The organism is Paraburkholderia phymatum STM815, assembly GCF_000020045.1.
In the GTDB taxonomy this organism is placed as follows: Bacteria; Pseudomonadota; Gammaproteobacteria; order Burkholderiales; family Burkholderiaceae; genus Paraburkholderia; species Paraburkholderia phymatum.
Window position 1 is genome coordinate 1720863 of the sequence record NC_010623.1, and the last position, 23567, is coordinate 1744429.

The 23567-nt window shown below is 64.2% G+C and carries 23 protein-coding genes; 16 read left to right on the forward strand and 7 right to left on the reverse strand.

Annotated features, from left to right (window positions below; translation table 11 throughout):
- Window positions 1-8: 8 nt before the first annotated feature.
- From BPHY_RS23385 to BPHY_RS23415, 7 genes are all read left to right on the forward strand, one after another.
- Window positions 9-2402 carry an aldehyde dehydrogenase family protein gene (locus BPHY_RS23385; protein ID WP_012403933.1) on the forward strand — a complete coding sequence of 798 codons (2394 nt, stop codon included), beginning with the start codon at window positions 9-11 and terminating at the stop codon, window positions 2400-2402.
- Between the two features lie 80 nt (window positions 2403-2482).
- A complete protein-coding gene (locus tag BPHY_RS23390; protein WP_012403934.1) occupies window positions 2483-2953 on the forward strand; it encodes an RbsD/FucU family protein in 471 nt (156 codons plus the stop codon).
- Between the two features lie 5 nt (window positions 2954-2958).
- Entirely contained in the window at window positions 2959-3918 is a 960-nt protein-coding gene (gene rbsK, locus BPHY_RS23395) for a ribokinase (RefSeq protein ID WP_012403935.1), read from the forward strand.
- A 49-nt stretch (window positions 3919-3967) separates the two neighbouring features.
- The gene (locus BPHY_RS23400) at window positions 3968-4987 is read left to right on the forward strand and encodes an ABC transporter permease (RefSeq protein ID WP_012403936.1); all 1020 of its coding nucleotides are present in this window, start codon (window positions 3968-3970) and stop codon (window positions 4985-4987) included.
- Window positions 4988-5086: 99 nt separating this feature from the next.
- A complete protein-coding gene (locus tag BPHY_RS23405; RefSeq protein WP_012403937.1) occupies window positions 5087-6091 on the forward strand; it encodes an autoinducer 2 ABC transporter substrate-binding protein in 1005 nt (334 codons plus the stop codon).
- Between the two features lie 77 nt (window positions 6092-6168).
- Window positions 6169-7701, forward strand: a complete 1533-nt coding sequence (locus BPHY_RS23410; RefSeq protein ID WP_012403938.1) for a sugar ABC transporter ATP-binding protein — start codon at window positions 6169-6171, stop codon at window positions 7699-7701.
- 1 nt (window position 7702) lies between these two features.
- The gene (locus BPHY_RS23415; RefSeq protein WP_012403939.1) at window positions 7703-8752 is read left to right on the forward strand and encodes an ABC transporter permease; all 1050 of its coding nucleotides are present in this window, start codon (window positions 7703-7705) and stop codon (window positions 8750-8752) included.
- 102 nt (window positions 8753-8854) lie between these two features.
- On the opposite strand, the gene BPHY_RS23420 is transcribed toward BPHY_RS23415, so the two are convergent.
- Window positions 8855-9577 carry a DeoR/GlpR family DNA-binding transcription regulator gene (locus BPHY_RS23420; protein ID WP_012403940.1) on the reverse strand — a complete coding sequence of 241 codons (723 nt, stop codon included), beginning with the start codon at window positions 9575-9577 and terminating at the stop codon, window positions 8855-8857.
- Between the two features lie 310 nt (window positions 9578-9887).
- On the opposite strand from BPHY_RS23420, the gene BPHY_RS23425 reads away from it, so the two are divergent.
- The gene (locus BPHY_RS23425; protein WP_012403941.1) at window positions 9888-10325 is read left to right on the forward strand and encodes a DoxX family protein; all 438 of its coding nucleotides are present in this window, start codon (window positions 9888-9890) and stop codon (window positions 10323-10325) included.
- Window positions 10326-10473: 148 nt separating this feature from the next.
- Entirely contained in the window at window positions 10474-10746 is a 273-nt protein-coding gene (locus tag BPHY_RS23430) for a hypothetical protein (RefSeq protein WP_041765284.1), read from the forward strand.
- A 93-nt stretch (window positions 10747-10839) separates the two neighbouring features.
- Here BPHY_RS23430 and BPHY_RS23435 read toward each other — a convergent pair whose 3' ends face one another.
- Together BPHY_RS23435 and BPHY_RS23440 are read right to left on the reverse strand one after the other, a co-directional pair.
- The gene (locus tag BPHY_RS23435) at window positions 10840-12411 is read right to left on the reverse strand and encodes an MFS transporter (protein ID WP_012403943.1); all 1572 of its coding nucleotides are present in this window, start codon (window positions 12409-12411) and stop codon (window positions 10840-10842) included.
- 86 nt (window positions 12412-12497) lie between these two features.
- The gene (locus BPHY_RS23440) at window positions 12498-13805 is read right to left on the reverse strand and encodes an MFS transporter (protein ID WP_012403944.1); all 1308 of its coding nucleotides are present in this window, start codon (window positions 13803-13805) and stop codon (window positions 12498-12500) included.
- Window positions 13806-14058: 253 nt separating this feature from the next.
- Between BPHY_RS23440 and BPHY_RS23445 the strand changes: the two genes are divergently transcribed.
- Window positions 14059-14784 (forward strand): response regulator transcription factor, encoded by a 726-nt coding sequence (locus BPHY_RS23445; protein ID WP_012403945.1) that lies wholly within the window; start codon window positions 14059-14061, stop codon window positions 14782-14784.
- 83 nt (window positions 14785-14867) lie between these two features.
- Here the strand turns inward: BPHY_RS23445 and BPHY_RS23450 are convergent, their stop codons facing one another.
- Window positions 14868-15773: a dihydrodipicolinate synthase family protein gene (locus BPHY_RS23450; RefSeq protein WP_012403946.1), complete on the reverse strand. Its 906-nt coding sequence runs from the start codon at window positions 15771-15773 to the stop codon at window positions 14868-14870.
- Between the two features lie 349 nt (window positions 15774-16122).
- On the opposite strand from BPHY_RS23450, the gene BPHY_RS23455 reads away from it, so the two are divergent.
- The 6 genes from BPHY_RS23455 (at window position 16123) to BPHY_RS23480 (ending at window position 21046) form a co-directional block, all read left to right on the forward strand.
- Window positions 16123-17088, forward strand: a complete 966-nt coding sequence (locus tag BPHY_RS23455) for a 4-hydroxyproline epimerase (protein ID WP_041764593.1) — start codon at window positions 16123-16125, stop codon at window positions 17086-17088.
- Window positions 17085-18224, forward strand: a complete 1140-nt coding sequence (locus tag BPHY_RS23460) for an NAD(P)/FAD-dependent oxidoreductase (protein ID WP_012403948.1) — start codon at window positions 17085-17087, stop codon at window positions 18222-18224. Before BPHY_RS23455 ends, BPHY_RS23460 begins: the two co-directional genes overlap by 4 nt.
- On the forward strand, window positions 18217-18489 hold the full coding sequence (locus BPHY_RS23465; RefSeq protein WP_012403949.1) for a (2Fe-2S)-binding protein: 273 nt from the start codon (window positions 18217-18219) through the stop codon (window positions 18487-18489). The genes BPHY_RS23460 and BPHY_RS23465 overlap by 8 nt, the downstream gene beginning before the upstream one ends.
- A complete protein-coding gene (locus BPHY_RS23470; RefSeq protein ID WP_012403950.1) occupies window positions 18486-19769 on the forward strand; it encodes an FAD-dependent oxidoreductase in 1284 nt (427 codons plus the stop codon). The genes BPHY_RS23465 and BPHY_RS23470 overlap by 4 nt, the downstream gene beginning before the upstream one ends.
- A 133-nt stretch (window positions 19770-19902) precedes the next feature.
- Window positions 19903-20688 (forward strand): AraC family transcriptional regulator, encoded by a 786-nt coding sequence (locus BPHY_RS23475; protein ID WP_041765288.1) that lies wholly within the window; start codon window positions 19903-19905, stop codon window positions 20686-20688.
- A 22-nt stretch (window positions 20689-20710) separates the two neighbouring features.
- Window positions 20711-21046, forward strand: coding sequence for a hypothetical protein (locus tag BPHY_RS23480; RefSeq protein ID WP_012403952.1), 336 nt, complete (start codon window positions 20711-20713; stop codon window positions 21044-21046).
- Between the two features lie 31 nt (window positions 21047-21077).
- On the opposite strand, the gene BPHY_RS23485 is transcribed toward BPHY_RS23480, so the two are convergent.
- The 3 genes from BPHY_RS23485 to BPHY_RS23495 all read right to left on the reverse strand — a co-directional run bounded on the left by BPHY_RS23485 (window position 21078) and on the right by BPHY_RS23495 (window position 23563).
- Window positions 21078-21359, reverse strand: coding sequence for a hypothetical protein (locus BPHY_RS23485; protein ID WP_407671276.1), 282 nt, complete (start codon window positions 21357-21359; stop codon window positions 21078-21080).
- A 207-nt stretch (window positions 21360-21566) separates the two neighbouring features.
- The gene (locus BPHY_RS23490; protein ID WP_012403954.1) at window positions 21567-21908 is read right to left on the reverse strand and encodes a hypothetical protein; all 342 of its coding nucleotides are present in this window, start codon (window positions 21906-21908) and stop codon (window positions 21567-21569) included.
- Between the two features lie 290 nt (window positions 21909-22198).
- The gene (locus BPHY_RS23495; RefSeq protein ID WP_407671277.1) at window positions 22199-23563 is read right to left on the reverse strand and encodes an MFS transporter; all 1365 of its coding nucleotides are present in this window, start codon (window positions 23561-23563) and stop codon (window positions 22199-22201) included.
- Window positions 23564-23567 lie beyond the last annotated feature (4 nt).

A 23567-nucleotide genomic window follows, 5' to 3' on the forward strand; every position in this document is an offset into this window, starting at 1 on the left:
TCGATCCCATGAGCGTAGCCGAGTATTTTTCATCGATGGAGTACGGTCCCGCACCGGAGGACGATCAGCCCGCACGCGCGTGGCTCGCGCAGCATGACGCGATGTTCGGTCATTTCATCGACGGTGGATGGCGCGCGCCCGCAGCGGGCGAGCGCTTCGCGTCGCACGAACCGGCGACGGGCAGGTTGCTCGCCCACATCGCGCAGGGCGATGCAGCGGATATCGACGCCGCAGTCGCCGCCGCGCGCGCCGCGCAGCCCGCATGGTTCGCGTTGGGCGGTGCAGGCCGGGCGCGCCATTTGTACGCGCTGTCGCGGATGGTGCAGCGGCACAGCCGCCTGTTCGCCGTGCTCGAAGCGCTCGACAACGGCAAGCCAATCCGCGAGACGCGTGATATCGATATCCCCCTTGTAGCAAGGCATTTTCTGCATCACGCAGGCTGGGCGCAGTTGCAGGACAGCGAGTTCAAGGACTTCGCGCCGCTTGGCGTGATCGGCCAGATCGTGCCGTGGAATTTCCCGCTGCTGATGCTCGCATGGAAGATCGCGCCCGCGATCGCTACGGGCAACTGCGTCGTGCTGAAGCCGGCTGAATACACGCCGCTCACGGCGCTGCTGTTCGCCGAACTCGCGCAGCGTGCGGGCTTGCCGAAGGGCGTGCTGAACGTGGTGACGGGCGATGGGCGCACGGGCGCCGCGCTCGTCGAGCATGCAGGCGTCGACAAGATCGCGTTCACGGGCTCGACGGAGGTGGGCCGTCTGATTCGCTCGGTGACGGCGGGCACGGGCAAATCGCTGACCCTGGAACTGGGCGGCAAGTCGCCGTTCATCGTGTTCGACGACGCGGATCTGGACGGCGCAGTAGAAGGTGTCGTCGACGCGATCTGGTTCAACCAGGGGCAGGTGTGCTGCGCTGGCTCGCGTCTGCTGGTGCAGGAAGGCGTCGCGCAACGCTTCATCGACAAGCTCAAGCGCCGCATGGCGACCTTGCGTGTCGGTCCGTCGCTCGACAAGAGCATCGATCTCGGCGCGATCGTCGACAAGGTACAACTGGAGCGGATCGAATCGCTCGTCGAAGCGGGGCGCCGCGAAGGTTGCGAAATCTATCAGTCGACGCAAGCGGGCGTGCCCGCAGACGGCTGCTACTATCCGCCGACGCTCGTCACGGGTGTGGCGCCCGCATCGACGCTCGCGCAGGAAGAAATCTTCGGCCCCGTGCTCGTGACAATGACGTTCCGCACGCCCGACGAAGCCGTCGCGCTGGCGAACAACACGCGCTATGGCCTCGCCGCGAGCATCTGGAGCGAGACGATCGGGCGCGCGCTCGACATCGCGCCGCGCCTTGCCTGCGGTGTGGTGTGGGTCAATGCGACCAATCTGTTCGATGCGGCTGTCGGCTTCGGCGGCTATCGCGAGTCGGGTTATGGACGCGAAGGCGGCCGCGAAGGCATCTACGAGTACGTGAAGCCGAAAGCGTGGCTCACGCGCGAAGAGCGCAGCCCGGTGCATCGGGTGACGCCGTCGCCGTCGCATGATGCGCGGCAAGGTGCCGACGTGCTCGCGATCGACCGGACCGCGAAGCTCTTCATCGGGGGCAAGCAGGCGCGGCCCGACAGCGGCTATACGCTGCCCGTGTATGGCGCCGATGGCGCGATCGCCGGTGAAGTGGGCGACGGCAATCGCAAGGACATCCGCAATGCCGTCGCAGCGGCGCGCGGCGCGCAGAAGTGGTCGCAGGCCACCGCGCACAACCGCGCTCAGGTGATTTACTATCTCGCGGAAAATCTTGCCGTGCGCGCGCATGAATTCGCACAGCAACTGGTCAAGCGCACGGGTGTGAGCGAGGCGCAAGCGCGCCGCGAAGTGGAGGCGTCGGTGACGCGGCTCTTCACGTATGCTGCATGGGCCGACAAGTTCGACGGCGCGGTGCATGCGCCGCCGTTGCGCGGCGTGGCGCTGGCGATGAACGAGCCGCTAGGCGTGATCGGCGTAGCATGCCCGGACGAAGCGCCGCTGCTGTCGTTCGTTTCGCTGATTGCCCCTGCGCTTGCAATGGGCAATCGTGTAGTCGTCTTGCCGAGTTCGACGAGTCCGCTTACAGTGACCGACTTCTATCAGGTCGTCGAGACGTCGGATGTCCCCGCGGGCGTGCTCAACATCGTGACAGGCGAACGCGGCCCGTTGCTGTCGGCGCTCGCGAGCCACGACGATGTCGATGCGCTGTGGTGCTTCGGCGCGGCGAAAGATTCGGTGCTGGCCGAACGCGAGTCGGCGGGAAACCTGAAGCGCACATTCGTCGATCATGGCCGCGCATGCGACTGGTTCGACGCATCGAGCGAAGGCCCAGCGTTTCTGCGCCATGCAACACAAGTCAAGAACATCTGGATACCGTATGGCGACTGATGGTGTTCCGATCGCCTGACGGGAACCTGCAGGATCCGAGCGAACCATAAGCGCGCCAACCGAATAACGGAGGAGACAACGTGCTGAAGAATCTGGACCCGCTGTTGAACGCCGATGTGCTGCACGCGCTGCGCGCGATGGGTCACGGCGACGAACTGGTGATTTGCGACGCGAACTTTCCGGGCGACTCGGTCGCGCGGGAGTCCGTCACGGGCAAGCTGCTGCGGCTCGACGGCGTCGATGCGCCGCGCGCGATTCGCGCGGTGCTGTCGGTGTTGCCGCTCGATACCTTCGTCGACGATCCTGCGCTGCGAATGGAAGTGGTCGGCGAGCCGGATACTATCCCCGCGGTGCAGCGCGAAGCGCAAGCCGAAGTGAACGAGGCGCAAGGGCGCGAGGTGCCGTTTGTCGGTATCGAGCGCTTTGCTTTCTATGCGCGCGCGAAGAAGGCCTACTGCGTGATCGCGACGGGCGAGCAGCGCGGCTACGGCTGCTTTGTCTTCAAGAAGGGCGTGCTGCTTGCGCCGGATGCACCTGCTTCGAAAGGGTGAACGCAATGGCCGTGCAACAGAAAGAAGGTCGCGTTGTCATCCTCGGCATCTATGTCACCGACCTTACGTTCCGCGCGGACCGCATGCCGCTGATCGGCGAAACGGTCGCGGGCAATGCGTTCAAGATGGGACCGGGCGGCAAGGGCTCGAATCAGGCCGTCGCGGCGGCGCGCGCGGGTGCCGATGTGGTGTTCGTCACGCGCATCGGCAACGACGCATTCGGCGCGATTGCGCGCTCGACATGGGACGCCGAAGGCATCACGGCGCGCGCGTCGGTGGTGGACGGCGCATCCACTGGCGCGGCGCATATCTTTGTCGACGACATGACCGGCAAGAACGCGATCATCGTCGCGTCGGGCGCGGCGGGCTTGATGAACGCGGGCGACGTCGATGCGATCGAGGCTGATATCGCGTCGGCGCGCGTGTTCGTCACGCAGCTCGAGCAGCCGGTTTGCGCCGCGCGGCGCGGTCTCGAAGTCGCGCGCAAGCACGGCGTGACAACGGTGTTCAATCCGGCGCCCGCGTTGCCGCTCGACGACAGCATCTTTCCGCTGTGCGACTACATCACGCCGAACGAAACGGAGACGGCTGCGCTGACGGGCATCGAGGTCCGCAACGTGGACGACGCGCGACGTGCCGCCGACGTGCTGCTGAACAAGGGCGTGCGCAATGTGATCGTCACGCTCGGCGAAGCCGGTGCGTTGCTGCATTCGGCTGAACAATCGGTGTTCGTGCCTGCGTTCCAATGCGGACGCGTGGTTGAAACGGCGGGCGCGGGCGATGGCTTCACGGGCGGTTTCGCAGCGGCGCTCGCGCGCGGTGCGGACGCCGTCGAAGCGCTGCGCTTCGGTTGCGCGTTGGCGGGCATTTCGGTGACTCGACCCGGCACGGCGCCTTCGATGCCGATGCTTGCCGAAGTGAACGCAGTGCTGGCGCAGGCTGGTCATCCGCTTTCAACGCATTGAGCGTGTGCGCGCCCGATGCGGCGCGCAGTATGAAGGAGTTCGTTTCGACATGAAGTCCTCGCTTTCCGCCCGTCTCTTTCACGACCGGCAACTGAACTTTCTGCTCGCCGTCAACGTGCTCGTCGTGCTGGTCGCGACATGGATTTCGCACGGCCAGTTCGTTTCCCTCGACAACCTCCAGTCGATGGGCGGGCAATTGCCCGAACTCGGGCTGCTCGCGCTCGGCATCATGCTGTCGATGGTGTCGGGCAACGGCGGCATCGATCTCTCCGGCGTCGGACTCGCGAACCTGTCGGGCATGGTTGCGGCGCTGATCGTGCCGAAGTTCATCAGCGGCGACGATTCGCCGATGCTCTATACGTCGGTGTTCTGCGCGATCGTCGTCTGCATGGGCGCGATCGGCGGCTTCATCAACGGCGTCGTGATCGCCCGTCTGCGCCTGACGCCGATTCTCTGCACGCTCGGCACGCAATTGCTGTTCACCGGCTGCGCCGTCGTGCTCAGCAACGGCGCGTCGGTGCATGTCGACTATGTCGAGCCGCTCTCCGATATCGGCAATGGCACGTGGTTCCAGGTGCCCGTCGCATTCGTCATCTTCATCGCGGCCGTCGTCGTGCTCGGCTGGCTGCTGCGGCGAAGCCCGTTCGGTTTGCGGCTGTATCTGATGGGCACGAATCCGAAAGCGGCGTTCTACACGGGCATTCCGCGCACGCGGATGCTGATTCTCACGTACACGATGTGCGGCATCCTCGCGTCGCTCGCGGGGCTGATCAGCGTCACGCATACGTCGAGCGCGAAGTGGGACTACGGCAATTCGTATCTGCTGATCGCGATCCTGATTGCCGTGATGGGCGGCGTGAATCCGGCGGGCGGATATGGCCGCATCGTGTGCGTGTTTTTCGCTGCGACGGTGCTGCAGTTCCTGTCGAGCTTCTTCAATCTGCTCGGCGTGTCTCAGTTCTTCGGCGATTGCGCGTGGGGTTTCCTGCTGCTGCTGTCGCTCGCGTTCGCGGGCGGCGAGCGAGTGCGCGCGATCTTCGGTTTCGCGCAGCCGAATCAGAGGCGCTAGCGCGGTATCAACGGTTTTAGCGGACATCGGAGCCCTGGATTTCCGCGACGTGCCATGAAGGGGCGACACCAAACGACCAAAGGCAAAGGAGACGCACACATGAAACTGACCCGACTGAGCGCTGCCCTCGCAACGGGCGCCCTCGCGCTTGGCGTGATCGCCGCTGCGCAGGCCGCCACCAACGAAACGATCGTAACGGTCGTCAAGGTGACGGGCATCAACTGGTTCAACCGGATGGACGAAGGCGTCAAGGAGTTCGCGAAGGACAATCCCGGCGTGCAGGCGTATCAGACTGGCCCGGGGCGTGCCGACGCCGCGCAGCAGCTGAAGATCATCGAAGATCTGATCGCGAAGAAAGTGACGGCCATTGCCGTCGTTCCGTACGATCCGCCGACGCTCGAACCCGCGCTGAAGAAAGCGATGGATCGCGGCATCAAGGTCGTCACGCATGAAGCGGACAACGCGAAGAACACGATGGTCGACATCGAGGCGTTCGATAACTCTGCGTATGGCGCGGGCCTGAACGAGCGGCTTGCATCGTGCATGCATCAGGACGGCAAGTGGGCCGTGCTGGTCGGCTCGCTCGGCAGCCGCTCGCAGGTGCAATGGGCCGATGGCGGCATTAACAACGCAAAGGCAAAGTACGCGAAGATGAATCTCGTCGAGCCGAAGCTCGAAACGAACAACGACGGCGAGAAGGCCTATGAAGTCGCGAAGGAAGTGCTGCGCAAGCATCCCGACCTGAAGGGCTTCCAGGGCTCGTCGTCGCTGGACGTGATCGGCATCGGCCGTGCCGTCGAAGAAGCGGGCCTGCAAGGCAAGATCTGCGTGTACGGCACGGGTCTGCCGACGGAAGCCGGCAAGTTCCTGGAAAGCGGCGCGGTGAACGGCATTGCGTTCTGGGACCCGAAGCTGGCTGGCCTCGCGATGAACAAGGTCGCGCAGATGCTGGTCGACGGCAAGACCGTGCAGAACGGCGCGGACCTCGGCATTCCGGGCTATACGAAGGTGACGGTCGAGAAAGGGCCGGGCAAGGGCGTCATCGTGCGCGGCCAGGGCTGGGTGAACGTCGACAAGTCGAACTACAAGCAATACAACTTCTGATCGTTGCATGACGGCGTGCGGGCTTTGCGATTGAAGGCTCGCACGCATCGATTTCATCTGGAGCACGGCTTTTCAGCATGAATCAAAACGTTTCCTCCACGCCGTTCCTGCAGGTCGTCGGCGTACACAAGCGGTTCACGGGCGTGCATGCGTTGCGCGGCGTGAGCCTGTCGTTCGAGCGCGGGCAGATCTATCACCTGCTCGGCGAAAACGGCTGCGGCAAGAGCACGCTGATCAAGATCATCTCCGGCGCGCAACCGCCTGACGAAGGCGAATTGATCATCGAGGGCGTGAGTCATGCGCGGCTCTCGGCGCTCGAATCGCTCGCAGCGGGCATCGAGACGGTCTATCAGGATCTGTCTCTGCTGCCGAACATGAGCGTCGCCGAGAACGTCGCGCTGACGTCGGAGCTGGCGGAACACAACGGGCGCCTCACACGCACGTTCGACCGCAAGGCGCTCGCGCGCACGGCGGCGAAAGCGCTCGAAGCCGTCGGTCTGCCTGGCGATGCCGAATTCCAGGCGACGCTGATCGAGCAATTGCCGCTCGCGACGCGGCAACTCGTGGCGATCGCGCGCGCGATTGCGAGCGAAGCGAAGTTCGTCATCATGGACGAGCCGACCACGTCGCTCACGCAGAAGGAAGTGGACAATCTGATCGCGGTGCTCGGCAATCTGCGCGCGCAGGGTGTGACCGTGCTGTTCGTGAGCCACAAGCTCGACGAATGCTATGCGATCGGCGGCGAAGTGATCGTGCTGCGCGATGGACAGAAGATGGCACAAGGGCCGATCGCCGATTACACGAAGACGCAGATCAGCGAACTGATGACGGGGCGGCATCTGTCGAGCGAGCGGTATCGCGAAGGCGAGGTCGGCAAGGAGGTCGTGCTCGACGTCAAGGGCTATACGCGCGGCACGCAGTTTCGCGATGTGTCGTTCGCGTTGCATCGCGGCGAGATTCTCGGTGTGACGGGGCTGCTCGATTCCGGCCGCAACGAACTCGCCCGCGCGCTCGCAGGTGTGGCGCCCGCGGAGGGCGGGTCGGTGACGCTTGAAGGCAAGTCGATCGTGTTGCGCACGCCGTCGGATGCGAAGAACCACCGGATCGGCTATGTGCCCGAAGACCGCCTGAACGAAGGGCTGTTTCTCGACAAGCCGATTCGCGACAACGTGATCACCGCGATGATTTCGAGTTTGCGCGACCGCTTCGGACAGATCGACCGCACGCGTGCGCAGGAACTCGCCGAGCAGACGGTGAAGGACCTGCAGATCGCAACACCTGGCGTCGACAAGCCAGTGCAGTCGCTGTCGGGCGGCAACCAGCAGCGCGTGCTGATCGGACGCTGGCTGGCGATCGATCCGCGCGTGCTGATTTTGCATGGGCCGACGGTCGGCGTGGATGTCGGCTCGAAGGACATCATCTATCGGATCATGCAGAAGCTGTCGAAACGCGGCATTGGCATCATTCTGATCAGCGATGACCTGCCCGAACTGCTGCAGAACTGCGATCGCATTCTGATGATGAAGAAGGGCCGCGTGGCGAGCCAGTATCGCGCGGACCAGTTGAACGAAGCGGAACTGTATCACGCTCTGCTGTCAGAGGCTGCATGAGATGTCGTCCATCATGAACCGAACCATGACTACCCCCAACGTCGTCGAAATCGCGCCCGAGGTGAAGCCGCCCACATGGCGCGCGAAGCTCTCGCGCAACCCGGAGTGGTTCACTGCGGCGCTGATCGTCGTGATGTGCGCGATCGTCGGTGCGATCAATCCGCGCTTCTTCCAGTTCGCGACGCTGTTCGATCTGCTGCACTCGGCGACGACAATGTCGCTGTTCGCGCTCGGCACGCTGGTCGTGCTGGCGTCGGGCGGCATCGACGTGTCGTTTACGGCGATCGGCGCGCTGACGATGTATGCGATCACAAAGGCCGTGTTCGCATGGTGGCCCGATGCGCCGTTTGCGCTGATATTGGTTGTCGGCGCGCTGGGCGGGATCGTGCTTGGTGTGATCAACGGCGTGCTGGTGCATCGACTGAAGGCGCCTTCGCTGATCGTGACGATCGGCACGCAGTATCTGTATCGCGGTGTGTTGTTGACGTTCGTCGGCACGACGTTCTTTATGAACATTCCGCACAGCATGGATCACTTCGGGCGCATTCCGCTGTTCTTCTATCACACGGCGGACGGGTTGCGGGCGGTCTTGCCTGCTTCCGTGATCGCTCTCGTTCTGGCTGCTGTGGTGACGTGGTGGCTGCTGAATCGCACGATGATGGGGCGTGGTGTCTATGCCATGGGCGGCAGTCTCGCCATTGCCGAACGGCTTGGGTATAACCTTCGTGCCATCCATCTGTTCGTTTTTGGCTATACGGGGATGCTGGCGGGGATTGCAGGGATTCTGCATGTATCGAATAACCGGCTTGCCAATCCGTTCGATCTCGTTGGGACCGAACTCGACGTGATCGCTGCTGTGATTCTTGGTGGTGCCAGGATTACCGGTGGCACCGGGACCGTGGCCGGGACCTTGCTCGGTGTCGTGCTCGTTACGCTGATCAATAGCGTGCTTATTCTTGTCGGGGTGCCTAGTACCTGGCAGAAAGTGATTATCGGCGCGTTTATTCTTGTTGCAGGGACTTTGTTTGCTTTGCAGCGGAAGGGGGCGTAGGGCTTCAGGCGTTGCCCTGCAATAGGGGCAGCGCTAGCGAACCAGAGGCGTCATGCGGTCGCCAGCGAACCCGCAGAACCGAACCGCCAACGCCCCCGCGGGTCACTTCCTGGACACCCGCTGGCCCTGCTCCGTAATGATGGAAGTGAACTCTTCGACTTTGGAGAAGCGAACAGCCTTCACCACACCAAACTTGCTGCTATCGACAACCAGATGGCTCTCTACGGCACTGGCCATGGCAGCCTGCTTCAACGCGACTTCGTGAAAGTTCCAGCACGTAACTCCACGTGCATCATCGACACCGCCGGCGGAAATAAACGCCTTGTTGATCCCCATGCGCCGCAGCACCTCGATGCTCTCTTCGCCAGAAAACGAATCCGAGGAAGGCACGTACACGCCGCCAAGCAAAATCATCCGCACATTCGGCTTGCGCCGCAAAATCTCTGCGACATTCAGCGAGTAACAGACCACCGTCACGTGCAGATCGTTAGGAATGAGGCGCGCAAGCGTCGTGAGCGTCGTACCGCAATCGATGAACAACGTCTCGTTGTTGCCGATCAGCTTCGCCGCGACCGCCGATGCCTCCGCCTTGGCCTGGGCGAAATGATCCTTTTCCTGTTCCAGCGAGTAGCCGGCGGTGTTCGGCACGTCCGTTGCGCTGACGATATAGCCGCCCAAATATGTGAAATGTTCCGGACTTGCAGCAATGTCCCGGCGCACCGTCATTTCCGATACGCCCAACAGCGTCGCCGCGTCCCGCAGGCGCATCACGCTCTGTTTGGCCAGCGCATCGGCAAGCGCGCGCAGACGTTCAGTTTTAAGCATGGGGATGGTCTCTTGAACGCGATGTTGAACAAGACGATGGCGCGTTATATTTTGTTCGATTTCCTGAGAGGATTATAACAAGGCGGTGCATGTGCTTGTCGATGAATTTGCTTAATCAGTGAGCAACGCCTGTTGTCACATACACGACGGAGCGCCTGTGTGTTGGCGGATAAAACTCGTATCGGTCAGATTCAGCTTATGCCGAGCGCCTTGGAAAAGCGGGACATTGCACTTATTCTGACTGCAGCGCCCGGGAACTGATGACGTGCGGCCCGGTCTTCTGCTTAATCCAAAATCAGGAGCCACATCCATGACGCGTCCCGTCGATTCCGGCGTAATCCTTCTTGCGCGCCTCGCGCTCGCCGTGCTTTTTCTGTGGGGTGGCGTGATGAAGCTGCTCGGCTACGCAGGCTTCGTCGGATATCTGCAATCGAAGGGTGTGCCCTTCGTACAGATTGCCGCACCGATTGCGACGGCCGTCGAAGTGCTGGGTGGCCTCTTCCTCGTGATCGGCTTCAAGATCCGTCCCCTCGGCCTGTTTCTGGCCGCATACACCATTGCGACGGCCGTGCTCGGACACGACTTCTGGAACATCACCGACGCAACCCTTCAGCGCGACATGATCATCCATTTCTGGAAGAACGTCGGCATCGCAGGCGGCTTCCTGCTGCTGTTCGTAACGGGCGCGGGGCGCATCAGCATCGACGGCGCGCGCTCGCCGCGCGGCGGACTCGGCAGCAGCCTGTGACCATTGTGCGTGCAGCGGCGTGAGGTGCGCCCCGCGCGAAGGGTGCGCCATGCCCTTCCACTTCGGGATTTGCGCCAGAGCGGGCATCATTCGTGCAGCACTCCACACGCCGCACCTGGCAAGCCAATTCGACGAAAAGGAGCACGCGATGATTCAAGCTTTTGACCAAACGATCAATGGCACGGTCATGCAGTTTTGCGCAAGCATCGGCGAAGGGCCGACGCCGCATCGCGTGATCATCAGCCGGGCGGATTCGGCTGAAACGCTGGTGATCCTCGACGCAGCCGGATTGATCAGTTCGATCAAGGCGGAAATCGAAGAACCGGAGAAGCTTGTCGCGGACGCGATTCGCAAGGTGCAGAACGATGGACTCATCGAAAAGGCGCTCGATACGGGCGTCATTCAGGAGACGTCGCTGTAATACATGCCGCCTTTTTTCGCGCAGCGCAGTACAGCACGACACCCACGATGCCACCTGCGTCGTGGGTGTCGTGCTTTGTTCGTCCAAAGCGGGTCATTTGCTGGTGCCAGCGGGCCGCGCGCCGTTGCGGGCGTTTCGTGCGTTTGGTGCGTTTGGTGCGTTTCGTGCGTTTCCGGCGCTGTGCTCCGACGCGTCGTGAGCGTGCGCTTGCGGATGCACGAGGCATGCGAGTCCGAGCGCGCACAGCAGGATGCACGCGGAGATCAGCGTCGACGCGTGCAGGGCTGCCACGACTTGCGCCGCGACTGCTGAGCCTGCCGCATCCGAGGCGCCCGCGAGCGCGCCGAACGTCGCCACGCCGACAGCGCCGCCCGCCTGCCGCGCTGTGTTGAGGACGGCCGATGCCGTGCCTGCACGCTGCCTGTCGGCGGATGCGAGCACGGCCGTAGTCATCGCGGGCACCGCGAGTCCCATGCCGGACGGAATCAGCAGGAACGGCACGAGCAGGGCCCACAGCGGCGACGCGGCACCGACGAAATGCAGGAGCCCGTAGCCAAGCGCCGCCGTCATCGCGCCGGCGATCATCGGCACGCGCGCGCCGCAACGCCCGACCACCCAGCCGCTCGCAACGTTCGACACGAGGAACCCGCCTGTCAGCGGCAGAAACGCGAGGCCGGCCTGCAGCGCCGTCTCGCCGCGCGCATGCTGCAGATACAGGCTCAACACGAAGACCACGCCGTAGTAGGTGAGATTCACGCAGATGCCGAACAGCACGGCAGCGCTGAACGTGCGGTTGCTGAAGAACGTGAGCGGCAGCATCGGCGTGCGCACCCGCCGTTCGGCGACGATGAACGCGGCCGCCGCGATGAGTGCGAGCACGAAGCCGCCGCCGACCAGCGGATGCCTGAGCCCGAGCGGACGCCATTCGATCACGGCGCCTGTAAAAGCTGTCAGCGCGACGATTGCAAGCAGCTGACCGGCTGGATCGATGCCGCGCGCGGCCGGGTCATTCCGCGAACGTTCCGGCGTGTCTGCGGCCGATGCCGTCGATGGCGCAAGCGGCACCCACGCGAACGTCGCCGCAAGCCCCAATGCGCAGATCGGCAGATTGACGAGAAAGATCGCGCGCCAGCCGAACGCGGCAATCAGCAGTCCGCCGATCACCGGCCCCGCAGCGATCGCAATCGCGCCCGCTGCCGTCCACAGGCCGACCGCGCGGGCGCGCAGCTTCGGATCGTGGCCGCACGCCGCGTTGAGCAGAGCAAGCGAATTCGGCAGCATCGCCGCCGCGCCCATCCCTTGCACGGCGCGCGCACCGACGAGCGTCGCTGCATCGGGTGCGAGCCCGCACGCGAGCGACGCCGCCGCGAACAGCGCGATTCCGCAGGCGAACATTCTGCGCGCGCCGAAGCGGTCGCCGAGCACACCCGCCGACAGCATGAGCACGGCGAACGCAAGCGTGTACGCATCGACAATCCATTGCAGGCCCGTGACGTTCGCGCCCAGGTCCGCACCGATCTTCGCGAGCGCGATATTGACGATGGTCACGTCGAGTTGCGTGACGACGAAGCCAATGCTGACCGTCGCGACGATACGCGCGAGCGCCGGCGTGAAATGGGGTGCAGGAGACGTATTCATGCGTCGATGATAGGACGGGCCTGCCATGCGACGTTTCGGACCGTTTTGAAACGTCGATGCGACGTACGGCCCGAGGAGGCAAGCGGCGTGCCGCGCACGCCGCTGCAGCAGCGTTACCGCGCCGCGTCTTTTTTCACGCAGCACGCCGTCAGTGCGCCGATTGCGCACAACGCGCCGACATACAGCGCGGGTGCCATCGGGTTCGACTTCAGCATCAGCGAGACGACGATGGGCGTGAGGCCGCCGAACACCGCGTACGCGACGTTGTACGAGAACGAAATGCCCGAGAAGCGCACGACGGGCGGAAACGCGTTGACCATCACGAACGGCACCGCGCCGATCACGCCGACGAACAGGCCCGCGACGGCATACAACGGCACGAGCAGCGAACTGTCGACGGCGAGTTGCTGGAACAGCGCGTAGTAAGTGATGCCGAGCGCGATACAGCCGATGAAAATCGTGCGGCCCGCGCCGAAGCGGCCCGCGAGCGAGCCCGCCAGCACGCAGCCGATGGTCAGGAACAGTGTCGCGACGCTGTTGGCGAACAACGCGGTCGCGGGCGCGATGTGAAAGTGCTTCTGCAGCAGCGTCGGCGTCATCAGGATCACGACGACGATCGCGGCCGACAGCATCCACGTGAGCAGCATCGACACGATCACGGCGCGGCCGTGATCGCGCAGCACGGCCTTCAGCGGGATTTCCGCGGCCAGCGACTTGCGCTGCTTCATTTCGGCGAATACGGGCGTCTCATGCAGCCAGCGGCGAAGGTACACCGAGAACAGGCCGAACACGCCGCCCAGCAGGAACGGAATGCGCCACGCGAAGCCGGCGATATCGGCGGGCGTGAAATGGCGGTTCACCGCCGACGCGACCAGCGAGCCCAGCAGGATGCCCGCCGTCAGGCCCGCCGTCAGCGTGCCGCACGCGTAGCCGACATGACGCTGTGGCACGTGCTCGGAGACGAACACCCACGCGCCCGGCACTTCGCCGCCGACCGCGGCGCCCTGCATCACGCGGAACAGGAGCAGCAGCACGGGTGCCATGATGCCGATGCTCGCATACGTGGGCAGCACGCCCATCAGCAGCGTCGGCAGCGACATCAGCAGCACGCTCAGCGTGAACATGCGCTTGCGGCCGAGCAGGTCGCCGAAGTGCGCCATGACGATGCCGCCCAGCGGACGCGCGAGATAACCGGCGGCGAAGATGCCGAAGGTCTGCAACTGGCGGAGCCAGTCGGGAATCGATTGCGGGAAGAACAGTTGCCCGATCGCGGGCGCGAAGAACACGAAGATGATGAAGTCGTAGAACTCCAGCGCGCCGCCGAGCGCGGCGAGGCTGAGCGTCTTGTAGTCATGGCGGGTCAAGGGGCGCGCGTGCGCGGTGTCCCTGGCGTGTGGTCTACCCAGTTCTGTTGCTTGCATTGCCTGTCGTTGTAGGGATAGAAGAGCCGCGCGGCGCGCGGAGTACGGCTTCGTCGGGCGGGAGGTGCAGGGTAGGGCACGGGACACGGCGCGCCCGTCCTGGTAGGGCGGCGCGCTGACGATTTCTGGCCAGCCCGCGATTTTACTCGATTGATAATGTCGCAGAATCTTTGCAAATTCAGACCAGTCTTATGGGCTTGAGGAGGCAGCCTGAACAGAATCGCGATCCTGGACCAATTGTCGGGGACCCATTATGCGTATCGCCATTCTTCAGCGTGATCCTGTGCAGGGTAAGCAGCTGGAAAAAATCATCGTTCACGCCGGCCACAGTTGTGTTCTATACGACGACGGCCTGACGCTCTCCAAGGTGCTTGCCCGCTCGACGGTCGACCTGCTGGTGCTCGACTGGCACGCGCTGCGCCTGTCGGGCTCGGACGTGCTCAAGGCGGCGCGTTCGGTCGGCGGCGAGCGGATGCCCGTGATGTTCGCATCGGCGGACGGTGCGGAAGAGAGTGTCGTGCGTGCGTTCGTGCTGGGTGCCGACGATTACGTCACGCTGCCCGTGCGCCATGCGGAATTCCGCGAGCGGATCTGTGCGCTGCTGCGCCGCGCGTATCCGGAGCGTTACGGCAGGGACAGCTTCGACGTCGGGCCGTATCACTTCGATACCCGTCGTCAACTTGTCACGCTGCGCGGCGCGCCCGTTCAGCTGTCGGGCACGCAGTACCGGCTGGCGTCGCTGTTCTTTTCGAATATCGGCCGTGTGCTGTCGCGCGATCACATCTTCGCGATGGTCTGGGGCCGCGAGTTTCGTGAAGTGACCCGCACGATCGACAGCCATGTGTCCCGCTTGCGTCTGCTGCTGCAAATCGAGCCGCATAACGACTTCCGTCTGCAGCCCGTGTACAAGAGCGGTTACCGGTTGCTGCATTTGCGTTCGAACGAGAACGTCGCCGTGCCGCATGCCGAGGCGGCCTGATTGCAGCTGAGTCGACGCTCACGCAACGCGAGCGTTTTTCGCGGCGGCCGAGGCCGCCGCTTTTGTTGCCGGCTTCACGCAAATCAGAGCTTCGGCAGTTCCGGCCGCGTTTCGATGGACCGGCGGATCAGTGCTTCGACGGCCTTGCGTTCGTCGCCCGCGAGCGGCAGGCGCGGCGGACGCACGGGCTCCGTGCCCAGCCCGACGATTGCTTCCGCCAGCTTGATGTTCTGCACGAGCTTCGCCGACACATCGAGCGCGAGCAGCGGCGCGAACCAGCGATAGATCACGCGCGCCTCTTCGAGCCGTCCCGCTTTCAGCAGCTTGTAGATCGCGACCGTCTCGTTCGGGAACGCACAGACGAGTCCCGCAACCCAGCCGTGCGCGCCCATCAGGATCGCTTCCATCGCCAGATTGTCGACGCCGCACAGAATCGCGTACCGGTCGCCCACTTCGTTGATCAGATCCGTCACGCGGCGCACATCGCCGCACGACTCCTTGATCGCCACGATCTTCTTCTCGTCGGCGATTTCCGCGAACATCCCGGGCGTCATGTCGACGCCGTATGCGAGCGGATTGTTGTAGATCATCAGCGGCAGCGGGCTCGCGTCGGCGACCATGCGGAAATGGTTCAGCGTCTCCCGCCGGTCCGACAGATAACGCAGGCCCGGCAGCACCATAAAGCCCGCAGCGCCGCGCTTCGCGCCCGCTTCGGCCTGCCGGCAGCCGTCGAGCGTGCTGTTTTCCGCGATCGTCAGCAGCACGGGGACGCGGCCGCGCGCTGCTTCGACGGCTACGTCGAGCACTGCCAGCTTTTCGTCGAGCGCGAGCGTAGACGCCTCGCCGAGCGAGCCGCACACGATGATTCCATCGACGCCTGCTTCGATCTGCGCGTCGATATTTTTGGCGGTGGCCGCGCGATCTATGCTGAAATCCGCGTTGAATTTGGTGGTGACCGCGGGCAATACGCCTTCCCAGATATGCGCCACGACTGCTCTCCTGAAAGTGATGAGTGGGATGCAGTGTAAGCAGGGAATATTCGGGTGTCTTGCGCGAATCGCGCGTTTCGCGTGACGATTTCGGCACAGTATCTGTGCAACAGGAGTCCCTGATTCAGGGTACATTGGCTGTCCATGATGGGGTTCGCGCTGTGCGATGTGACCGACATTCATGGACCCGATGCAGTCGTTTTGGCGGGGGCCGCGGGGCGCTGCGGAATAGGCGGACGGTCCGGCGCCAACGTGCAAACCCACGGCGCCGGGAACCCATATGACTATGCTGAAATCGTCACAATCCACGCGCAGCCGCTTCAAGACTGTGCGACGCCGCGTTCCTACCATGAGCAGCATGAAAACCTTGAACGTGATCGATTCGCACACGGGCGGTGAACCTACCCGCCTGGTGGTGTCCGGTGGCCCCGATCTGGGGGGCGGCACGCTCGCGCAACGGCTCGACGTGCTTCGCGCGCGCTTCGACGACTGGCGCGCGGGCATTGTCACCGAGCCGCGCGGCTCCGATGTGGTCGTCGGCGCGCTGCTTTGCGAGCCGGACCGCAAGGAGTGCGCCGCCGGCGTAATCTTCTTCAACAACGTCGGCTATCTGGGCATGTGCGGACACGGCACGATCGGTCTCGTCGTGTCGCTCGCGCACATGGGACGCATCGGTCCCGGCCGCCATCTGATCGATACGCCCGTCGGCATCGTCGAGGCGACACTCAACGACGACCTGAGCGTATCGGTGCGCAACGTGCCGGCGTACCGGCATCGCAAGGACGTGACGATCGACGTGCCTGGCTTCGGCTCGTTGACGGGCGATATCGCGTGGGGCGGCAACTGGTTCTTCCTGGTGGCGGACCACGGGCGCTCGCTGGAAGCGTCGAACATTGCGGAACTCACGCAGTGCAGTTCGGCGATTCGCGATGCGCTGATCGCGGCGGGCATCACGGGCGCGAACGGCGCGCTGATTGACCACATCGAACTGTTCGGGCCGGGATCGCACGCGGGCCTCGACAGCCGCAGCTTCGTGCTGTGCCCAGGCAACGCATACGACCGCTCGCCGTGCGGCACGGGCACGAGCGCGAAGGTTGCGTGCCTCGCCGCCGACGGCAAGCTCGCGGCCGGCAAGGTGTGGCGTCAGGAGAGCATCATCGGCAGCGTGTTCGAGGCGAGCTACGCTGAAGGCAGCATTCAGGACGGTATTGCGACGGTGATTCCGACCATCACGGGGCACGCGCACATCATGGCCGAAAGCCGCTTGTGTTTCGACGAGCGCGACCCGTTCGCGTGGGGCATCAGAACGGTATGACGGCGGGTTCGACGGCCGATGTCGTGATCGTAGGCGCGGGTATCGTGGGCGCGGCGTGCGCGGCGGAACTCGCGGCGCGCGGGCTGAGTGTGACGGTGCTCGAAGCGCGCGGCATCGGCGGCGGCGCGACGGCGGCGGGCATGGGACATATCGTCGTGATGAACGACTCGCCCGCGGAGTTCGCGTTGAGCCGCTATTCGCGCGACTTGTGGCTCGAACTTGCACCGCAGTTGCGAACGCGCGATGCCTTTTCGCGCTGCGGCACGCTCTGGGTCGCCGCCGACGGTGAAGAACTCGACGCCGCGCGCTCGATGCAGGCAGCGTTCGTCGCGCAGCGCGTCGCGGCGGAACTGCTAGACGAGCGCGCGCTGTATGAAGGCGAGCCGTCGCTTGCGCCAGGCATGGCGGGCGGTCTGCTCATCGAACACGACAGCATCGTGTATGCGCCGTCCGTGGCGCAATGGCTGCTCACGCAGTCGCCGGGCGCCGCGCGCATCGACGTGCGCGCCGATACGCACGTGGCGAGTGTCGACGCACATCAGGTCACGCTGTCGAATGGCGAGCGGATCGGGGGCGCCCATGTCGTCGTCGCGAACGGATTGCAGGCGCGCGAACTCGTGCAGGGCTTGCCTTTGCAGCCTAAAAAAGGCCATTTGCTGATCACCGATCGCTACCCGGGCTTCGTTCGCCATCAACTGCTCGAACTCGGCTACATCAAGAGCGCGCATCACGCGACGGGCACGTCCGTCGCGTTCAACGCGCAGCCTCGGCCCACAGGACAATTGCTGGTCGGCTCGTCGCGCCAGTTCGACACGACCGATTCCGCCGTCGACATGCCCGTGCTCGCGCGCATGCTGCGGCGTGCGGCGCGCTATCTGCCCGCGTTGCCGACGCTCAACGGCATTCGCGCGTGGACAGGCTTTCGCGCGGCATCGCCCGATGGCATGCCCTTGATCGGCCCCGCAGGTGACGCGGCGCCGGGCGTGTGGCTCGCTGTCGGGCACGAAGGGCTGGGCGTGACGACGTCTCTCGGCACCGCACAGTTGCTTGCCGCGCAGATTACGCACACGGAAGCCGCCATCGCGATCGATCCATTTCTTCCCGCGCGCTTCGAATTCGGAGCCTGTCATGTCTGACGCATTTTCGTCACGGCTTCGCCTGACGATCGACGGACAGTCCGTCGAGATCGAGTCCGGCGCGACCATCGCCGCCGCGCTCGCGATCTGCGGCGCGCTGTCATCGGGCACGCGCGTTTCCGTAAGCGGCGGGCCGCGAGCGCCGCTGTGCGGAATGGGCGTGTGCCAGGAATGCCGCGTCACTGTCGACGGACGCCCGCACGTGCTCGCGTGTCAAACCTTGTGCCGCGACGGCCAGCACGTGCAAACGACGAGGCCGCGATGAACGACCAGCATTTCGACGTCGTGGTCGTGGGCGCGGGACCGGCAGGTCTCGCCGCCGCTTGCGAAGCTGCGCAGGCGGGCGGGCGCGTTGCCGTGCTCGACGACAATCCGAACGCTGGCGGACAGGTGTGGCGTAACGGCCCGGCGCATCCGCCAGCGGATGATCTGTCTTCGCTGCTGCATCGCATCGCCGCGCATGGCAACGTCACACTCACGTGTGCCGCGCGGATCGTCGCGCCGCTCGATGCCGGCCGGCTGCTCGTCGAATCGGTGGAATACGGCGCCGCGTGCATCGGGTACGGCCGTCTTATTCTTGCGACGGGCGCGCGCGAGAGGCTGTTGCCGTTCGCGGGATGGACGCTGCCCGGCGTGACGGGCGCGGGCGGTTTGCAGGCGCTGATTAAAGGGGGAGTGCCCGTGCGCGGCGAACGAGTCGTGATCGCGGGCAGCGGGCCGTTGCTGTTCGCTTCGCTGGCAACCGCGCGTGCTGCCGGCGCGCACGTGGTGGCCGTTGTCGAACAGGCGACGTTCGGCTCCGTGATGCGCTTCGGCGTCTCGCTTGCGGCCACGCCCGCCAAGCTTGTGCAAGCCCTGCAACTGACACGCGGCTTGACGGGGTTCCGCTATTTGACGTCGAGCGTCGTGCGCGCGGCGCACGGCAAAGAGCGGGTCGAACGGGCGATCGTCGAACGCGACGACGGACGTATCGTGACGATCGATTGCGACCGCATCGCGTGCGGCTACGGTCTCGTGCCGAATACGACGCTCGCTCGCGCGTTGGGATGCGCGACGTGCGAGGACGGCGCGATCGCCGTCGACGATGCGCAGCGCACGTCCGTCGCCAACGTGTTCGCGGCGGGCGAATGCACGGGCGTCGGCGGAATGGAACGCGCGCGGGTGGAAGGGCGGATCGCGGGCCTTCGCGCGATCGGCGTCGAACCCGACGAGACGCTCGTGCGTGAACGTGCGCGCTGGCAACGTTTCGCGGCGCGCGTCGGCGCCGCATTCGCGTTGCGCGGCGCCGCCCTGCAACTGCCCGCCGACGATACGCTGCTGTGTCGGTGCGAAGACGTGTCGATCGGCGAGGTCCGCGCGCAGCGAAGCTGGCGCGATGCGAAGCTTCACACGCGCTGCGGCATGGGCGCGTGTCAGGGGCGCATCTGCGGCGGCGCGGCGCAGGCGTTGTTCGGCTGGGACGTGACGCAGGTCCGCCCGCCCATTCACCCGGCACAGATCGCCACGCTGATGCTCGCCGCGGATACAGCCGAAGATTCACATTGATCGATTCCGCGCGACCGAAAACAGCCGCTAGCGGTTTTTAACCCGCAGCGCGCCGCCCTATAATCGATCAGCCGCGCGAATGTCCGCCGCGGCCTTCTTCACGTTCTCGCAGTCCATGCATGGAACCCGCACGATGAACACGTTCGCTTCTGCGCTCGACCCGCTCGACTCGCTCGGTCCGGGTGAGGCGTCGCTGGCCGGCATGCTGTCGCATTTCGCGCTGCTCGAACCCGTGTTCGACGCAATGCCCGACATCGTGTTTTTCGTGAAGGACGCGCACGCGCGCTATGCGCTTGTCAATCGCACGCTCGTGTCGCGCTGCGGATTCAAGGAAAAGGAAAAGCTGCTCGGCAAGACGGCCGAGGACGTGTTTCCGAGCCGCTTCGGCCGCATCTACACGGCCCAGGACAAGGCGGTGATCCACGTCGGCAATCAGATGGTCGATCAGCTGGAATTGCATCTGTATCCGGGGCGGCAGCCCGGCTGGTGCCTGACCTGCAAGCAGCCGTTGCGCGATGCGGCGGGGCGCGTCGTCGGGCTGGCGGGCATTTCCCGCGATCTGCGCGCTGACGAAAGCAGCCACCCGGCGTACAGCCGGCTCGCGACGGTGGTCCAGTATCTGCAAGAGAACTACGTGCAGCCGCTCAACCTCAAGCAGCTTGCCGCGATGGCCGATATGTCGGTGGCGCAGCTCGAACGTTACTTCCACAAGGTGTTTCATCTGACGCCGCGCCAGGTGCTGCTGAAGACGCGGCTCGATGCGGCGACGGCATTGCTCGTGTCGCACGACAAGGTCACCGATGTGGCCGCGCTCTGCGGCTACACGGATCACAGCGCGTTCACGCGGCAGTTCAAGGCGACCGTCGGAGTGACTCCGACCGAATACCGGATGCTGTTGCACGGTACGTCGCGCGGCTAACGGGCTGTTTCAGCGGATAACGATGCCCGCTCGCCGCGAGAAACTTCGGTATTCCGTGTACGTGGTCGCGCTCGACGATACCGTCTGGAATGTGGCGCGCTTTCGTCACGCGAATCCCGATTACCGGTTCGAACGCCCGTGTGTGTATGTGGGGATGACGGGACTGGATCCGGATGTGCGCTTCGACCGGCACAAGGCCGGCATCCAGTCAAATCGCTATGTGCGCGACTTTGGCCTGCGGCTGATGCCGGAACTGTACGAAGTGTTCAATCCGATGCCGTACGACGGCGCGCGCGACATGGAAGTCGAACTTGCGATCGGCTTGCGCGAAGCAGGATATGCCGTGTGGCAGGCGTGAGTCCAGAACGCGTCGCCCTCGAACAATGGGCTTACTTGACGCCGAGCCCGCGCAGAATCGCGTTGCCTTCCGGCGTCAGACGAATATGCGCCTCGCCGGCATCCGTTGCGACGGTTTCGACGAGTCCTGCTTCCTGCAGCGTCGGAATTTCCGGTTTGGCGAACGCGGCCATCGGCGCATGCAGCAGGAGCAGCAGCGTCGCAATTTCATGCGGGCTCAGGAGCCGGCGCAAGAGGTTCGCTTTTTTCGGCGCTGCCTTCGGGGCGGCCGCCTGCGCAGGTGCGGCCGGTGAGCCGGCGGCGATGCGCTTCATGAGATCGTTTCGGTCGTTGTAGTAGTCCATCCTTGGCACCTTGGGCAGAACGCAGGTCAGTGTCAAAGACGAATCGTGAGGGGCAAGACTTAAACGATTCTTAAACCTGGCACCGCGGCCGCCCCTAGCGGGCGCAAAGGTGTTACACGCAGTTACGCCGGCGCGTGGTTCAGACCTTCTTGATCCGCCTCGAGGCGCCCCGAGGCCTTACCCGGGTGCGCATTCCTTGCTGGCACCTTCGATCCACAGGTTCGACGTATTGCGTTTGCCAGCGTAGTAGCGAAACGTGGTGCCGCCGTTGTCGGTGCGGATCTTGACGATATTGGAGTCGCCGAAGTCGAGCATCTGGCCCTGCGGAATCGGCGTGGCCTTGACAGGCGTGTCGTGTTTGGCCGCGGCCTGCGTCATGCACTGGATAACGTCGCTGACGGGGCGGCTCGTCATGTTGTCCTTCATCGGATCGCCAGCATCGGGGTTGTGCGACGCCTGATATTGCGCGCAGGCGGTGAGCAGCAGCGGAACGGACAGGGTAACGGCTAGCTTCCTCATAAGTCTCCTTCTCGTTGGCGGATGCGCGTGGCGTCGAATGATGGCGCCTGCCGCGCTGGAAAACCGCAAAAGATTCCGGAAATTATATCGGTGCAAGCGTTATGCCCGGTTTTTGCCTACGGCGCGCGATTGCCGGGTTGAGTGTTTTGCTCGCGCTTGCGCTGCGCATCTGCCGTTTATGTTCTCGCTGACGGATGCAAGTAAAAGCGCTCATCGCAACCCGATCACCCACAAGCAAAGCGCAAAAAACCAAGGGCGCCCGCGCCGCGTTGGCGCATAAGAAACCGCGACTACGACGCCTTGGTCGTCACCTCCCGTTTCCCCCTGACGATCTCATCCCCGGCGTTAGCCGCCAGCCGCCGGGTAACAGAAATGGAAGCAACCGAACACAACCCGACAACAACAAACGCAGGCCAAAAATCCGACCACTGCAAAGCCCCGTGCCCGTGCAGCGCCCGCGTGATGGAAAGCACAATGCCCGCAACCGTCACTCCGAGGCCCAGCGAAATCTGCTGCACGACGCTGCCGAGACTCGTCGCGCGCCCGACGTCGCGGCTCTCGATCTCGGCATAGGTCATCGAGTTGAGACTCGTGAATTGCAATGCGGGAAAAAAGCCGCCCAGCAACACGATGACCCAGATGAGCCATGTCGGTGTGCCCGGGAAGAACGCGCCGCACGCGGCAATCGCAATACCCGAAAACGCCGCGTTGTACATCAGCACCGTGCGAAAGCCCCAGCGCCGCAACACGGTAGCGGCGAGCGTGCGCATGAACATGCCGCCGAATGCGGACGCGCACGTAATCAGCCCCGACTTGAACGCGCTCATGCCCAGCCCTTCCTGCAGCACGAGCGGCAGCAGGAACGGCACAGCGCCTAGCCCGATGCGAAACAGCGAGCCACCCAGCACGCTCGCCTGAAACGTCGGCACGCGAAAGAACCGCAAGTCGAGCAAAGGACGCTCGACACGCCGCGCGTACAACACATAAACGCCGAGCATTGCCGCACCAAACAGCGTCATGACGGTCGCCGTCGTGACCGTCACCAGTTCGCCGTCAGTGAGCGACAGCCCCAGCAGAAACAGCGACGCGCCACCCGCCGATAGAATGAAGCCCGCCCAGTCGAGCGGACCAGGATGCGGCTCGCGCGTGTTCTTGATGTACTTGTTCGTCAGCCAGATGCCGAGAATGCCGACGGGAATGTTGATGAAGAAAATCAGTCGCCAGTGCAGATACGTCGTGATGAAGCCGCCGAGTAGCGGTCCCGCGGCGGGCCCGAGCATCGCGGGCACACTCAGGTAATTCATCGCGCGCACATAGTCGGAGCGCTCCACGACGCGGAAAATGATGATGCGCCCTACGGGCACCATCATCGCGCCCCCCACGCCCTGAATGAAGCGCGCCACGGTGAAGGTGGCCAGCGATGTCGACGCGGCGCACAACAACGAGCCGACCACGAAAATGCCGATCGCAGTGCGGAACACCGAGCGCGCGCCGAAACGGTCGGCCAGCCATCCGCAGACGGGAATGAACACACCGAGCCCCAGCACGTAACTGGTGACGGCAATTTTCAGCGTAACGGGGTCCCGGCCGAACGCGCGCGCCATTTCGGGCAGCGCAGTGACGATGACATTCGCGTCCACGCTCTCCATGAACATCGCG

What these genes read in the sequence shown, in the direction of transcription:
- BPHY_RS23385 (WP_012403933.1), top strand. Translation starts at nt 9, where the DNA reads ATGAGCGTAGCCGAGTATTTTTCATCGATGGAGTACGGTCCCGCACCG.
- rbsK (WP_012403935.1), top strand. Translation starts at nt 2,959, where the DNA reads ATGGCCGTGCAACAGAAAGAAGGTCGCGTTGTCATCCTCGGCATCTAT.
- BPHY_RS23400 (WP_012403936.1), top strand. Translation starts at nt 3,968, where the DNA reads ATGAAGTCCTCGCTTTCCGCCCGTCTCTTTCACGACCGGCAACTGAAC.
- BPHY_RS23405 (WP_012403937.1), top strand. Translation starts at nt 5,087, where the DNA reads ATGAAACTGACCCGACTGAGCGCTGCCCTCGCAACGGGCGCCCTCGCG.
- BPHY_RS23410 (WP_012403938.1), top strand. Translation starts at nt 6,169, where the DNA reads ATGAATCAAAACGTTTCCTCCACGCCGTTCCTGCAGGTCGTCGGCGTA.
- BPHY_RS23415 (WP_012403939.1), top strand. Translation starts at nt 7,703, where the DNA reads ATGTCGTCCATCATGAACCGAACCATGACTACCCCCAACGTCGTCGAA.
- BPHY_RS23420 (WP_012403940.1), bottom strand. Translation starts at nt 9,577, where the DNA reads ATGCTTAAAACTGAACGTCTGCGCGCGCTTGCCGATGCGCTGGCCAAA.
- BPHY_RS23425 (WP_012403941.1), top strand. Translation starts at nt 9,888, where the DNA reads ATGACGCGTCCCGTCGATTCCGGCGTAATCCTTCTTGCGCGCCTCGCG.
- BPHY_RS23430 (WP_041765284.1), top strand. Translation starts at nt 10,474, where the DNA reads ATGATTCAAGCTTTTGACCAAACGATCAATGGCACGGTCATGCAGTTT.
- BPHY_RS23435 (WP_012403943.1), bottom strand. Translation starts at nt 12,411, where the DNA reads ATGGCAGGCCCGTCCTATCATCGACGCATGAATACGTCTCCTGCACCC.
- BPHY_RS23440 (WP_012403944.1), bottom strand. Translation starts at nt 13,805, where the DNA reads ATGCAAGCAACAGAACTGGGTAGACCACACGCCAGGGACACCGCGCAC.
- BPHY_RS23445 (WP_012403945.1), top strand. Translation starts at nt 14,059, where the DNA reads ATGCGTATCGCCATTCTTCAGCGTGATCCTGTGCAGGGTAAGCAGCTG.
- BPHY_RS23455 (WP_041764593.1), top strand. Translation starts at nt 16,123, where the DNA reads ATGAGCAGCATGAAAACCTTGAACGTGATCGATTCGCACACGGGCGGT.
- BPHY_RS23460 (WP_012403948.1), top strand. Translation starts at nt 17,085, where the DNA reads ATGACGGCGGGTTCGACGGCCGATGTCGTGATCGTAGGCGCGGGTATC.
- BPHY_RS23465 (WP_012403949.1), top strand. Translation starts at nt 18,217, where the DNA reads ATGTCTGACGCATTTTCGTCACGGCTTCGCCTGACGATCGACGGACAG.
- BPHY_RS23470 (WP_012403950.1), top strand. Translation starts at nt 18,486, where the DNA reads ATGAACGACCAGCATTTCGACGTCGTGGTCGTGGGCGCGGGACCGGCA.
- BPHY_RS23475 (WP_041765288.1), top strand. Translation starts at nt 19,903, where the DNA reads ATGAACACGTTCGCTTCTGCGCTCGACCCGCTCGACTCGCTCGGTCCG.
- BPHY_RS23480 (WP_012403952.1), top strand. Translation starts at nt 20,711, where the DNA reads ATGCCCGCTCGCCGCGAGAAACTTCGGTATTCCGTGTACGTGGTCGCG.
- BPHY_RS23485 (WP_407671276.1), bottom strand. Translation starts at nt 21,359, where the DNA reads ATGAAGCGCATCGCCGCCGGCTCACCGGCCGCACCTGCGCAGGCGGCC.
- BPHY_RS23490 (WP_012403954.1), bottom strand. Translation starts at nt 21,908, where the DNA reads ATGAGGAAGCTAGCCGTTACCCTGTCCGTTCCGCTGCTGCTCACCGCC.
- BPHY_RS23495 (WP_407671277.1), bottom strand. Translation starts at nt 23,563, where the DNA reads ATGTTCATGGAGAGCGTGGACGCGAATGTCATCGTCACTGCGCTGCCC.